11 protein-coding genes are annotated in these 12703 nt (G+C 54.2%); 9 read left to right on the top strand and 2 right to left on the bottom strand.

Annotation, left to right across the window (positions count from 1 at the left end):
* The first annotated feature begins 26 nt into the window (after positions 1-26).
* The 9 genes from ABGA49_RS00990 (at position 27) to ABGA49_RS00950 (ending at position 11048) form a co-directional block, all read left to right on the top strand.
* Positions 27-1349 carry an MmgE/PrpD family protein gene (locus ABGA49_RS00990; protein WP_061495849.1) on the top strand — a complete coding sequence of 441 codons (1323 nt, stop codon included), beginning with the start codon at positions 27-29 and terminating at the stop codon, positions 1347-1349.
* A gap of 12 nt (positions 1350-1361) precedes the next feature.
* Positions 1362-2123, top strand: coding sequence for a sulfite exporter TauE/SafE family protein (locus ABGA49_RS00985; RefSeq protein WP_061495851.1), 762 nt, complete (start codon positions 1362-1364; stop codon positions 2121-2123).
* 153 nt (positions 2124-2276) lie between these two features.
* Complete coding sequence (locus ABGA49_RS00980) at positions 2277-3326, top strand: amino acid ABC transporter substrate-binding protein (protein WP_061495853.1); 1050 nt, start codon at positions 2277-2279, stop codon at positions 3324-3326.
* A 63-nt stretch (positions 3327-3389) separates the two neighbouring features.
* Complete coding sequence (locus ABGA49_RS00975) at positions 3390-4613, top strand: ABC transporter permease subunit (RefSeq protein ID WP_061495854.1); 1224 nt, start codon at positions 3390-3392, stop codon at positions 4611-4613.
* Positions 4614-4622: 9 nt separating this feature from the next.
* Positions 4623-5690 carry an amino acid ABC transporter permease gene (locus ABGA49_RS00970; RefSeq protein ID WP_061495857.1) on the top strand — a complete coding sequence of 356 codons (1068 nt, stop codon included), beginning with the start codon at positions 4623-4625 and terminating at the stop codon, positions 5688-5690.
* Positions 5690-6445, top strand: a complete 756-nt coding sequence (locus tag ABGA49_RS00965; protein ID WP_061495858.1) for an amino acid ABC transporter ATP-binding protein — start codon at positions 5690-5692, stop codon at positions 6443-6445. The genes ABGA49_RS00970 and ABGA49_RS00965 overlap by 1 nt, the downstream gene beginning before the upstream one ends.
* A gap of 513 nt (positions 6446-6958) precedes the next feature.
* Positions 6959-8497, top strand: a complete 1539-nt coding sequence (locus ABGA49_RS00960; RefSeq protein ID WP_088237549.1) for a PAS domain-containing methyl-accepting chemotaxis protein — start codon at positions 6959-6961, stop codon at positions 8495-8497.
* 44 nt (positions 8498-8541) lie between these two features.
* Positions 8542-9645 carry a mannuronate-specific alginate lyase gene (locus tag ABGA49_RS00955; RefSeq protein ID WP_347664985.1) on the top strand — a complete coding sequence of 368 codons (1104 nt, stop codon included), beginning with the start codon at positions 8542-8544 and terminating at the stop codon, positions 9643-9645.
* A gap of 227 nt (positions 9646-9872) precedes the next feature.
* A complete protein-coding gene (locus ABGA49_RS00950; protein WP_347664984.1) occupies positions 9873-11048 on the top strand; it encodes a tetratricopeptide repeat protein in 1176 nt (391 codons plus the stop codon).
* Between the two features lie 142 nt (positions 11049-11190).
* Here the strand turns inward: ABGA49_RS00950 and ABGA49_RS00945 are convergent, their stop codons facing one another.
* Together ABGA49_RS00945 and ABGA49_RS00940 are read right to left on the bottom strand one after the other, a co-directional pair.
* A complete protein-coding gene (locus tag ABGA49_RS00945; RefSeq protein WP_061495864.1) occupies positions 11191-11940 on the bottom strand; it encodes a GntR family transcriptional regulator in 750 nt (249 codons plus the stop codon).
* Positions 11941-11954: 14 nt separating this feature from the next.
* Positions 11955-12695, bottom strand: coding sequence for an SIS domain-containing protein (locus tag ABGA49_RS00940; RefSeq protein ID WP_061495866.1), 741 nt, complete (start codon positions 12693-12695; stop codon positions 11955-11957).
* Positions 12696-12703 lie beyond the last annotated feature (8 nt).

Here is a 12703-nt window from a genome sequence, read left to right as displayed (position 1 = left end):
CTTTTTTTGCACAGGAACTCTGTTAGATGACCATTGCCCGACAACTTGCCGGTAATTTACTGGCGTTCTCCCGGCAGGCGTTTCCGCAGGCTGCATACAGCAATGCGCGTACCGCCATTATTGATACTCTCGGCGTTACGCTGGCTGGCGGCGTACAGGATGGCGCCAGTAAACTGCGGTCCGTCATTGTGCCGTCTGCCGCAAGCGGCAACAGCCGCGTCTTCGGCACTGACCTGAAACTGAACGCGCTGGATGCCGCCCTGTTAAACGGCGTTTCCTCACACTTGCTTGATTTTGATGATTCCAACTCCTGGTTGCACGGGCATATTTCTGTGGCCGTACTGCCTGCGCTGCTGGCGCTGGCAGATGAACAGGGTCGCCATGGCGAAGCACTGTTGCGCGCGTATATCACGGGTTATGAAACTGCCGTGCGCATGGGAAAAGCGGTTAGCCCGTTCCAGTATCGTCACGGCTGGCACCCGACCACCACCGTGGGTGTTTTCGCCGGTGTCGCCGCTTGTGCAGTATTGCTGGATCTCAATCAACAACAAACGGCCACTGCGCTGGCGATGACGGCGTCGCTGGCATCGGGGATCAAGTCGAACTTCGGTAGCGAAACCAAAGCGTTAGCCGTGGGCCAGGCAGCACGCAGTGCCGTGATGGCGTGCAAACTGGCGAAAGAGGGATTCAGCGCTGGCGCGACGGCGTTTGAACATCATCAGGGGTATTTTCACGTTTATAACGGCGAGGCAAATGTCGATCCCCTGCCGCTAACGGAACGCTGGGAAGCCACCCCCTTTATTCTTGATACGGTGAAAAGCAACAACTACAAATACTTCCCCTGCTGCTATGCGATTTTGTCGCCGCTGGATGGCATCCTGGCGCTGCGCGAAGAGACCGGGCTTTCACCGGAGGCGATTGAACGCATTGATATCAAGGTTCACCCGATTCGTTTTCCGCACATCAATATTCCCCTGCCGGAAAACCCGCTCGCCGGGAAGTTCAGTCTGCATTATTGCGTGGCGCGCGCGTTTGTCACCGGCACGCTGACGCTGGATGATTTTATTGACGATACGCGCTTCTTCGACCCGACAACGCAAGCCCTGATGCACAAGGTCACGCTGGAGAAACACAGCGAAGAGATCACACATAGCGCGTTTGTGACACTGACCACCACCGATGGTCGACAATTCAGCCAGCGTGTGGCGGGGGCGCGGGGATCCAGCCCGGCAATTCCGTTGCCTGACAACCTGATTGAACAGAAATTCCTCGACTGCGCCAGTCGCGTATTGTCTGCGGAAGGTGCGCAGGCGCTGTATCAGCGCCTGTTGCAGGATGATTACCGCTAACCGGATGCCCGAATGACCATCACCTGGATCCCCCCTGAAATATCGCCCCTGTTTGCAGGCGTAATGGTGTTTTGCAGTTTTCTTACCTCGGCGCTGACGGCGGCAATGGGGCTCGGTGGTGGCACGGCCCTGCTGGCGGTCATGGGGCTGGGCATGCCGGTCAGCAGTCTGATGCCGGTTCACGGCATGGTGCAAATGGGCTCGAACCTGAGCCGTACGCTGATCCAGCGTATGCACGTAGTGTGGCCGCTGGTGTTGTGGTTTCTGCTCGGCAGCGCGGTAGGTATTGCCGTGGGCGCACCGGTGGCCGCAATCATTCCGGACAGTCTTGCCCGTATTGCGTTGGGGATGTTTATTCTCTGGTCGGTGCTGCGTAAACGCGGGGAGCAAAAACCATTGAGTCGCCCGTTCTTTATCATCGGCGGCGGACTCAGCAGCCTTGGCACGATGATTGTGGGTGCCACTGGGCCAATGGTCGCCGGTCTTATCAGTTCGCAAGGACTGAAACGCCAGCCGCTGATCGCCACCCATGCCACCTGTATGGTGTTGCAGCACGGGTTGAAGATCCTGGCCTTTGGGTTGATGGGGTTTGCCTGGGCCAACTGGTTGCCGGTGCTGGCGGCGATGATTATCAGCGGCGCGCTCGGTACCTGGCTGGGGACCCGGGTGCTGGATAATTTGCCCGAAAAACTGTTCCGCGTGCTGTTTCGTGTGACGATGATCCTGCTTAGTGCGCAACTGCTGTGGCAGGGTATAGAAGGATGGGTGAAATAATTCCTTACTTCTTTGGCATATATGCTTTACTGAATTCGTTCTTTGCCAAATGCGTTATAGGTGAAGAACATAGGTATACAAACGGATGTGTTATTTAAAAATAAATAAATACAGTTAGTTAATCTGACAACAACCCTTTAAAAAGGAATAGCCATGCTGAAGAAAACCCACCTTGCGGCGTCGGTATTGTTGCTGACGCTGGGGAGTTTTATTTTCCCTGCGCAAGCAGAAAATGCGCCCGTCACAAATGGCGACACGCTGAAGAAAATTAAAGCGCGCGGCGAACTGGTGTGCGGCGTTCACCCTGCCCGCCACGGTTTTGCTTCGATTGACAGCAAAGGCCAATGGGAAGGTCTGGATGTGGACTTCTGCCGCGCACTGGCGGCGGCGGTATTTGGCGATGCATCCAAAGTGCGCTTCACCCCGCTCTCTACCGCCCAGCGTTTTGCGGCGATCCAGTCAGGCGAAGTCGATGTGTTATCACGTAATGTTACCGCTTCACTGACGCGCGATGTGTCGCTGGGGCTGAACTTCGCTCCGCCTAACTTCTACACCGGCACTGGTTTTATGGTGCGTGCCAACAGCGGCGTGAAAAAGGTAGAAGATCTTGACGGCGCAACGGTGTGCATCACGCCGGGCAGCAGCACCGAGCAGAATGTGGCGCAGATTTTCTCGTCGCGTAACCTGCACTACACGCCGGTGGTGATCGAGAATAATAAAGAATATGTTGCGGCTTACCTTGCCGGGCGTTGCGATGTGATTGCCCGTGACAAAGTCGCGTTGCCGGGCATCAAAACTTTTGATGCGGAAAAACCGGACGACCATATCATCCTGCCGGGCATCTACTCGAAAGAGCCACTGGCCATGGCGGTGCGCAAAGGCGATGACCAGTGGTTTGACATTGTGAAATGGGTTGTTTACGCCACGTTTAACGCCGAAGAGATGAACGTCAACCAGAGCAACGTCGACGCTGAACTGAAATCCACCGACCCGGATGTACAGGGCCTGCTTGGCGTGACTGGCGGCTTTGGGCAGAAACTCGGTCTGGATGATAAATGGGTGTACAACATTGTCAAACAGGTGGGCAACTATGGCGACATTTACAACCGTCATTTCGGCCCGCAGAGCACTGAACCGCTGGATCGCGATTTAAACAATCTGTGGACCAAAGGTGGTTTGCTTTACGGTCTGCCGATCCGTTAATCGCCGGGTCACCCCAGACGGTGGGGTGACCTTTCTCCACTCCCGTAATAACCTTGATGTTTAATGATGAAACAGACTGACAACTCCGGTGCGCTTGCCCTTGCGTCTGACACGACCCGGCAGTCCACCGTGTTTCGCCTTTTCACCTTTTTTGGCAGCAAAACCGTGCGTAGCTGGTGCTACCAGTTTTTGCTGGCAGCGCTGCTTTTAGGGTTTAGCTACTGGCTTTACAGCAATGTGGTGGATAACCTGCGCGCGCAGCGTATTGCCACCGGCTTTGGCTTCCTGCATCAGCGTGCGCAATTTGCTATTGGCGAGAAACTTATCGACTACACGCCACGCGACAGCTACACCCGCGCGCTGGCCGTGGGGTTACTCAATACTCTGTACGTCACCGTGTGTGGCATTGTGCTTGCCACCGTGCTCGGTTTTATTGTTGGCATCGGGCGGGTGTCGAAAAACTGGTTGCTGATGAAAGTATGTGTCGGCTACGTAGAGCTGTTGCGAAACGTACCGGTTATTTTGCAGGTGATCTTTTGGTCGGTGGTGATCCGTAACCTGCCCTCGCCGCGTGAGGCGATCATTCTGCCCGGCATGGGCTTTTTAACCAACCGTGGGTTGACCTTTGCCGTCCCGGCGGCACACAGCGGTTGGGGATGGGCCTTTATCGCGCTGCTGGCGGCCTGTGTCATGAGCGTGCTGCTTGCACGCGTCGCGCGTCGCTGGCGTGAGCACCACGGCAAAATGGTGCCGGTGGCTCGTCTGCGGGCTGCGCTGATTATCGGCCTGCCGTTGCTGGTGTGGGTGCTTGCTGGTGCGCCGCACGAACTGAATCGCCCGGAACTCCGCGGTTTCAACTTTAAAGGTGGTTTTACCATCAGCCCGGAATTTACTGCGCTGCTGTTGGGTATTGCCCTTTACTCGTCGGCGTTTATTGCCGAAATCGTTCGCGCGGGTATTCAATCGGTGCCCAAAGGGCAGCTTGAGGCGGCGCGGGCACTCTCCTTTTCCCCGTGGCATGTGATGCGCCATGTGATCCTTCCGCAGGCGATGCGGGTGATGGTGCCGCCGCTGGCCAGCCAGTATGTCAGCCTGGCGAAAAACAGCTCCATCGCCGTTGTGGTGGGATACCCGGAGCTGGCGAATATCAGTAATACGCTAATGAACCAGACCGGTCAGGCGCTGGAAGCGATCGCCATTATGATGGGGGTATATCTGATTATCAGCGGCGCGACGTCCCTGTTGATGAACCTGTTTAACCGTTACGTCGCCATTAAAGAGCGCTAAGGAACCGTGATGCAAAACCCTGTGCTTTTCTGGCTGCGACGTCATCTTTTCAGCAGCATTTTGCAAACGGTACTGACACTTCTGCTGCTGACAGTGATCCTGATGGTGGGAACATCATTGCTGCGCTGGGGCGTCATTAACGCTGTCGGGCTGAGCGGTAATGTGGAGCAATGTCGGGCGGCGACTGGCGCATGCTGGGCGGTAATTGGCGAGAAGTATCGCCCTATTCTGTTCGGCCTGTATCCCTATGATGAACAGTGGCGTGCGGCGCTGGCAATGCTGGTGTGGTTTATTACTGTTGGCGTGTCGCTTTCCCCCGCCTGCTGGCATTCGCGCCTGTTATGGCCGTTGTGGCTCATCGCGCTGGCGACAATGTCGGCACTGATGAGCGGTGGCGTATTCGGTCTGAAACCGGTGCCCTCTGCGGACTGGGGCGGCCTGCCGCTGACGCTGCTGCTTTTTTCCGGCACGGTGATTATTGGTATGCCCGTCTCTGTGATGCTGGCACTTGGGCGGCGCTCACCGTTGCCCTTCTTGCGCGGCTTGTCGGTGGTATTTATTGAAGGTCTGCGCGGCGTGCCGCTGATCACCATCCTGTTTGTGGCGGTGAATGTTTTTCCGCTGTTTTTACCGGCGGATATGGAAGTCAATAAACTGCTGCGCATTATCATTGGTATTGCGTTGTTCTTTGCCTGTTACCAGGCGGAAGTGATCCGCGGCGGTTTGCAATCGGTCCCTCGTGGTCAGTATGAAGCGGCGGCAGTGCTGAACCTCGGTTACTGGCACACCACCACCAAAATCATTCTGCCGCAGGCTTTGCGTATCTGCCTGCCCGCCGTGACCAACCATATTATCGCCGCGATGAAAAATACCTCGTTTGTGATCATTATTGGTCTGTTTGATGTGCTGACGGCCACCAGCGCGGTGATGCAGGATCCGCAGTGGCGTCGCTACTATATCGAGTCATATGTGTTTATTGCCTCGTTGTATTTATTATTCGGCTTTTTGCTCTCTCGCTATGCGGTGTGGGTGGAAGGACGTATTGATGCCCGCCGTAACCCTGAAGGAGTCTCCTGATGCAGGACATAACATCGCGCGATGCGATAATTGAGATGAAATCGGTCAGCAAATGGTACGGGAAATTCCAGGTGCTGGACGAGGTGTCGCTGAGCGTGAAAAAAGGCGAACGTGTGGTGATCTGCGGCCCGTCCGGTTCCGGTAAATCGACGCTTATCCGTTGTATTAACCGTCTTGAAGAGCATCAGAAGGGGCAGATTCTGGTGAACGGCATCGAAATGAATGACAACGTGCGCAACATCAGCCGGATCCGTTTGAGCATTGGCATGCTGTTCCAGCAGTTTAATCTGTTCCCGCATTTAAGCGTGCTGGATAACCTGATTATCGGGCCGACGCTGGTGCGCAAGATGACGCGAACGCAGGCGACAGAACTGGCGATGCACTATCTGGAAAAGGTGCACATAGCCAACCAGGCGCATAAGTTTCCACTGCAATTGTCTGGTGGGCAACAGCAGCGTGTGGCGATTGCCCGCGCCCTGTGTATGCAGCCGGAAATCATGCTGTTTGATGAGCCGACCTCGGCGCTCGATCCGGAAATGATCAAAGAGGTGCTGGATGTGATGCTTGATCTGGCGGAGAGCGGCATGACCATGATTGTGGTGACGCACGAGATGGGTTTTGCGCGTACCGTGGCGGACAATGTGATCCTGATGGCGGAGGGTCGCATTGTCGAGTCTGCTGCGCCAGAAACGTTCTTTACACAACCGGCGCATCCGCGTACCCGCCAGTTCCTCGATCAAATCCTCAGCCATTAATCTCCCGGCGGCGGATATTCCGCCGCCGGTGACCGCCGTAAAAATAAGCGATACCCTTCTTATTAACCCTGTAAATTATCATGTCTTTATCCGCTCTGTTGTCATACGATTTAAGTATTGCTGTATTACTGAGCAGCAAGTTGCACGGCACTGTGGGCTTTGAAATAGTGTTTTAATGTAAATACAGCTATTTTTTCTGTTAACATTTCTGTTTGTTCTGCGATTATTTTTCATGCTTTATCGGATGTCTGGCTGATAATTTAGCTTAAGGATTTACTTATCTCGCCGAAGATTTTAATCAGTCTTTTTTTTGTCGCAAAATCATAACAATATTTAAAAGTTAAGGCGTAAGCATGACTAAAAAAATATTTAATGTTGCTACTTTCCGTTGCCGATAAGTTCGTAGAAAATGCACAGGTAATAACGAACAACAGTCACTGGCCGGTAAATTAATCACACGTATTACCGCGTCAGCAAAACTCATTGATTGCGGTCCATCGTGGAGTTTTTTTCATGAAGCGTAACACTCACGTTACACAAAAAGAGTTTTTGCTTAACGACGGTACGACGTTGCTGTCGACAACCGATACGCACAGCCATATTACTTATGCCAATACGGCATTTATTGACGCCAGCGGATTTAATGAAGATCAATTAATGGGGGCGGCACATAATATTATTCGCCACCCGGATATGCCCCCTGCGGCATTTGGCGATATGTGGTTTACTATTCAACAGGGCGACAGCTGGACCGGGATGGTGAAGAACCGTCGCCAGAACGGCGACCACTACTGGGTTCGTGCCAACGTTACCCCTATTTATCAGCAGGGGCAGTTAACCGGTTATATCTCTGTGCGTAATATTCCTGAACGTGCAGAAGTGGATGCCAGTTCGGCACTCTATCAGCAAGTTAATGAGAATAAACTTAAAGGGTATCGTTTCTATAAAGGGCTGGTGGTACGCCGTGGTTTATTTTCTTTTTTATCTCTTTTTCAGCGCATCAATGTTTCAAAACGTATCAATTTCGGCACCATAATTACGGCTGCTCTTCTGGTCGCATTACAATATACGGACTTGAATGCTGCAACCAAAGCGGGCGCGTCAATTATTATCCTCGGACTGCTTTCCGTTTTTTTGCAGAGCCAAATATCTCGCCCGCTGAAAATAGTTTTGTCGCAAATGCAGAAAGTGGTTTCCGGGCGTAAAGCCGACTACCGGCATTTTAACCGCGTGGATGAAATTGGTTTGTTGATGCGACTGGTTAACCAATCCGGGTTAAATCTCAGCTCGCTGGTTGGGGATGTTTCCGCACAGATTAACGGTATTCGTACCATTAGCGGGCGCATTACCAGCGAAGGCGAGTCCTTGCAAAAACGCACAGAAGAAACCTCCGCTGACTTGCATCAAACTGCGGCGGCGGTGGAAGAGATCGCCAGCGCGGTGCGGCAAACGGCGGAAACGGCGTCCGATGCGATGGCCCGTGCCGATGAAACCAGCGCCAGTGCCATGAATAGCGGCGACGTGATGAAGAAAACCATCGCCATGATGCAGGCTGTCTCTGCGGACAACAATAAAATCGTCGACATCATTGGTGTGATTGACAGTATTGCCTTCCAGACCAATATCCTGGCACTGAACGCGGCAGTAGAAGCGGCGCGTGCGGGGGAATCCGGTCGCGGTTTTGCCGTCGTGGCCGCCGAAGTGCGCAATCTGGCGCAGCACTCCGCTTCCGCCGCGCGGGAAATTCAGTCGTTGATCGAGCATAACGTGGCGAATGTGAAAAGCGGCGTGGAAATGGTTGAGAAGACGGAAACGCACCTGACAGCCATGATTGACAGCGTGATTAATATGTCGACCATGATCAAAGAGATTGGCGTTGCTACGCATGAACAAACGCAGGCACTGGAGTTGATTAACCAGTCGGTTTCCCGCATCGGCACAATGACGCACAACAACACCGGGATGGTGGAACAGGTGACCAGCGCCGCTGAAGATCTCTCTGAACGCGCCGCCCGTCTGCATCGCGCGGTACATGTTTTTGGCGGTAACTGATCCCTGCTATAGTCACGGACTCCGTTGCGGAAAAGAGGCGCAGCATGGTTTCCTGCAAAGCAGTCCTGATGTTTCTTTTGTCGTTCGTCCTGTCGGTGGCGGCCCATGCTGCCGACAGTTTACACCCCCCTTCCGGTTTTATGCAGCCGCCCGCGCATCGGGTTGATGCAGCAAAAACGGTCAACTGCCCTGCCGTTCCCACGCCGTTTACCGGCACGCTCGATTTCCGCAGTAAATACGAAGGCTCCGACAGCGCCCGTGCCACGCTTAACCCGCAGGCTGAAGCTGCGTTTCGTGATCAAACCCAAAACATTACTGCCATGGAGAGTCTGGTCAGTAAGCAGGTGATCGCCTGGGCACGCAGCGGCGATCCGCGTTATGTCGCCTGTGTTGTTAACACACTTAGCGCGTGGGCTAACGCAGGTGCATTAACCGGTGCAGCGGCGAATCATACCGGCAAGTCTCTGCGCAAATGGGCACTGGCAAGTTTCTCCTCGGCGTGGTTACAACTGGTTTTCTCACCGGCGCACCCGCTTGCCGCTTATGCTGCGCAGCAGGAAACCGTCACGCGCTGGTTGAGCCAGTTGGCTACGTTAACTGCCAGTGAATGGCGCGATCTGCCGCTGGATAAAGTCAATAACCACAGCTACTGGGCTGCCTGGGCACTGATGTCAACTGCGGTGGTCACCCAACGTCAGGATCTGTTTGACTCGTCACTGGCGATTTACCGCACCGCTATGCAGCAAGTGGATGCACAGGGATTTTTACCCAATGAATTACGCCGCCGACAGCGGGCCTTTTCCTATCATAATTACGCGATACAGCCGTTGGTGATGATCGCCCTGTTTGCGCGGGCGAACGGTGTGGATGTGACGGCAGAAAACAACCAGGCATTACAACGGCTGGGCGCGAAAATCATTGCTTCGCTGGATGACCCCGCCCCCTATGCACAGCAAACCGGGGTAACGCAGGATCGCGCTTTTTTACAGCACACAACCAACCTGGCCTGGCTGGAGGCCTGGTGCCAGCTTCAGCGGTGTGATACAGCGTTAAACCAGCGCATCACGGCGCTCAGACCGCTACAAAATACCCGAATGGGCGGGGATATGACGCATCTGTTCGCGGCGAAACACGACGGGCATGATTAACCGCGCACTGCCACACGCAGGGTTCGTAAAAATGCATTTTGTTCATGGTGTTGCGGTAAGTATAATCCGCGCGAATAGTTCAAATTGGCTGAGTGAGCAGAATGCGGTATGACTGTTCGCCAGCTTTTTACCTCCTCCTCCGGTCGCCGATAACCGGACGGGGAGATGATGACAACGTAACAGGGCATAAATTTGCCAGGATATTAAGGGATTAAATGAAGAGTAATATGAAGTCATGGCTGCTTGTACCGCTTTTTCTGTTGTCTGGCTATGGTTCTGCCAGCACAACCCAGGTTGAAATTCTGAGCGCCGTGGTCAAAGACGCGAAAATCCCCGATGCACAGCTTATGCTGCAACGAAACGGTGAAAGCGCGATCAAGGCGACGACGAACGCACAGGGACAGGCCGTACTGGAGAGCGCGTTGCCCGATACCAGCGACACGCTGTTGATTGTCAAAAAAAACGGTTATTCAAATCTGGTGGTGAAATGCCCCTGTAACGGCATGTCGTATGCGTTAAGCCCGGTACTGAGCGGGCTGGACAGTATGCGTGTGGTCTTAACCTGGGGAGCGCAGCCTGAGGATCTGGATTCGCACATCGTTTATCCGGGCAACCATATTTATTTCGACCATCAAGAGGGTGATAACGGCAATCTGGATGTTGACGATACAGACAGTTATGGTCCTGAAACCATCACCCTGACAGCACGGCAGAATGGTCAGTCCTATGTCTACGCTATCCATGACTTTACCGATCGCTTAAATCCGGGCACGACACGCTTGTCCGAAAGCCAGGCGAAAGTGTTTGTCTACGTCGGCGAATCGCTGGTGAGAACCTATTATGTTCCGCAGCATCAGACCGGGAATCTGTGGACGGTATTTAAAATCACCCCATCGGGCGACTTTGTCGATATCAACAAAATTGAAGGGGTGACGACCGACTCCGCGAACATCGGCACGCTCCTCTCGCCTGCGTTGGCAGACGCCTGGACCGCGTCGCACAATGCGGGTTGGTCACAACAGGATATGAGCGCGTCGCGTAATTTCAATCTGTTGGGAGAAGCGGCTTACCAGCAAAATGATTACGATCAGGCGATCGCGCAGTTCACCGCGGCCGTCAACGCGTGGGCGGATAACGGCAAGGCATACGGCAACCTGGGGCTGGTGTATCAGAAAGCCGGTCGCACGGCGGAAGCACTGTGGGCCAACCGTAAAGCGCTGGCATTAGCCAGCGGCACAGGTGCGCCAACGGTTCGTGCCGGGGCAAATTATAACATCGGCAAAATTTACGAAACGGCGGGTGATTATCAGCAAGCGCTGAGATATTACCAGGCAGCCCGTAATGAAAAAGCCAATACGGTGTATGACAACGCCATTACCCGTGTTCAGGGGCTTATCCACTAATATCCGGTAAAAGCAGAAAACATGGACTGCCCTGTCAAACCGGGCAGTCACATTGAGCGGCGTTTATGGCCTGGGTACGTGATGTGAGCGGACTCAGGCCTTTTCATTTCAGGCGTAACCGCGTGGGTCTTGTGACGATCTGTTACCAGGAAACAGCGCAACTCCATTGCGCATTCCCCGCACTCTGACTGGTTGCGACTCGCAGGGATAGCGACGCCCCTTTCACATGGCTGACGCTGTATTCAAACACCACATCATCCAGGTTACTGGCAATTCGCTCGATGCGTAATAGCGGGCTGCCCACCGCCACGTTGAGCTGTTTAGCCAGCGCGTTGTCGCTCACCACCGGCATGTATTGTTCATGGGCGCGTGTCGGCGCATAGCCAAAGGTTTCGCGTAATTGCCCGTGCAGCGAACGCGCGCCATCAATATGGCTGATATCGGTATAAATCCGGCCGTTGAGCCAGCTGATTACATGCCCGACGACCTGCGTGTTTTGCATCATTACCCGTTCAAGTCGCACGACCTGATGGCCAAGGCTTAGCCCCATTTTCTCGGCTACCACGCTGTCTGCCATGGAAGGAAAGAGAGAAATAACCTCCAGATGCACGGGCTGCGGATCAACAAACGAGACCAGCGTATCCGGCAGGTCGGTGTAGTGTTTGAGCAGCGCATCACGGTTAATAAAGGTGCCTTTTCCCTGCTCGCGGTACACCATCCCGATGCTGACCAGCGCATCGATGGCCTGTTTGATCGTACCGCGTGCCACCTGAAACTCTTCCGCCAGCAGCAGTTCGCCGGGCAGTCTGTCATCATAGGTAAACGAGATAATCCGTTGCAGAATAATCTCTTTGATCTTCAGGTAAAGTGGGAGTCCGTCAGACTCAAACATACTTCAACTCCGCTTCAGAGGTAGTGTATCCGGCTCCTGTATTTTTCCAGTATATCCCGATTTATCTGTTGATTACCGTCTATGTTTGCACTGGCCAGTACTGGCGGCGTAAGGCCGATTTCCAGCATCCGTTCGCATAAGCGCAGCACCAGGCTGTTGGCAATGGTTGCCCCCATGATAGTGGACAACGGTGCGACACGCTGCGCCATTCCCGGTAGGGTGACAGCGGCATCGCCGTATTCGCAGAGATTATCAATGGTCACATCTGCCACCGTGGCCAGCAGTTTGCCGCTGGAGTGGCGTGAGGTCACTTTCGCAGCGGTATCCAGGCTGGTGATCGCCACTACATTCACCCCGCGCTCGCGGGCGCAAATCGCCACATCCAGAGTAATGGCGTTGCGCCCCGATACGGAGTGGATAAGCAGCGTATCGCCGGCCTGTAGCGGTGAGCTCTCCACCAGAACGCGCCCTAACCCTTCAACATTTTCCACGGCGCTGGTCAATGTTAATGGTCGTACGTTAAGCATCAGCGCCGGGTTAAAGAGCGGGTTAACGATCGCCAGCCCACCGGCACGGTAGCTCATCTCCTCCGCCAGGATCCCGGCATGGCTGGCGCCAAAGACAAACAGATTGCGCTGGTTGCACACGGTGTCGAACATCATCTCTGCCGCCCGGTCAATCACGTCGCGTTGCTGCTCCAGCTCCCGCAATTTCTGGTGGATTTGTGCATAGTAGTGGTTCAACGCGTCGCTCATCGCAGATC

It is taken from the genome of Kosakonia sp. WA-90 (assembly GCF_039871955.1).
Lineage (GTDB): Bacteria > Pseudomonadota > Gammaproteobacteria > Enterobacterales > Enterobacteriaceae > Kosakonia > Kosakonia oryzendophytica.
This window is presented reverse-complemented; position numbering and strand designations above follow the sequence as displayed.

What these genes read in the sequence shown, in the direction of transcription:
- ABGA49_RS00945 (WP_061495864.1), bottom strand. Translation starts at nt 11,940, where the DNA reads ATGTTTGAGTCTGACGGACTCCCACTTTACCTGAAGATCAAAGAGATT.
- ABGA49_RS00970 (WP_061495857.1), top strand. Translation starts at nt 4,623, where the DNA reads ATGCAAAACCCTGTGCTTTTCTGGCTGCGACGTCATCTTTTCAGCAGC.
- ABGA49_RS00960 (WP_088237549.1), top strand. Translation starts at nt 6,959, where the DNA reads ATGAAGCGTAACACTCACGTTACACAAAAAGAGTTTTTGCTTAACGAC.
- ABGA49_RS00990 (WP_061495849.1), top strand. Translation starts at nt 27, where the DNA reads ATGACCATTGCCCGACAACTTGCCGGTAATTTACTGGCGTTCTCCCGG.
- ABGA49_RS00975 (WP_061495854.1), top strand. Translation starts at nt 3,390, where the DNA reads ATGATGAAACAGACTGACAACTCCGGTGCGCTTGCCCTTGCGTCTGAC.
- ABGA49_RS00980 (WP_061495853.1), top strand. Translation starts at nt 2,277, where the DNA reads ATGCTGAAGAAAACCCACCTTGCGGCGTCGGTATTGTTGCTGACGCTG.
- ABGA49_RS00955 (WP_347664985.1), top strand. Translation starts at nt 8,542, where the DNA reads ATGGTTTCCTGCAAAGCAGTCCTGATGTTTCTTTTGTCGTTCGTCCTG.
- ABGA49_RS00950 (WP_347664984.1), top strand. Translation starts at nt 9,873, where the DNA reads ATGAAGTCATGGCTGCTTGTACCGCTTTTTCTGTTGTCTGGCTATGGT.
- ABGA49_RS00940 (WP_061495866.1), bottom strand. Translation starts at nt 12,695, where the DNA reads ATGAGCGACGCGTTGAACCACTACTATGCACAAATCCACCAGAAATTG.
- ABGA49_RS00965 (WP_061495858.1), top strand. Translation starts at nt 5,690, where the DNA reads ATGCAGGACATAACATCGCGCGATGCGATAATTGAGATGAAATCGGTC.
- ABGA49_RS00985 (WP_061495851.1), top strand. Translation starts at nt 1,362, where the DNA reads ATGACCATCACCTGGATCCCCCCTGAAATATCGCCCCTGTTTGCAGGC.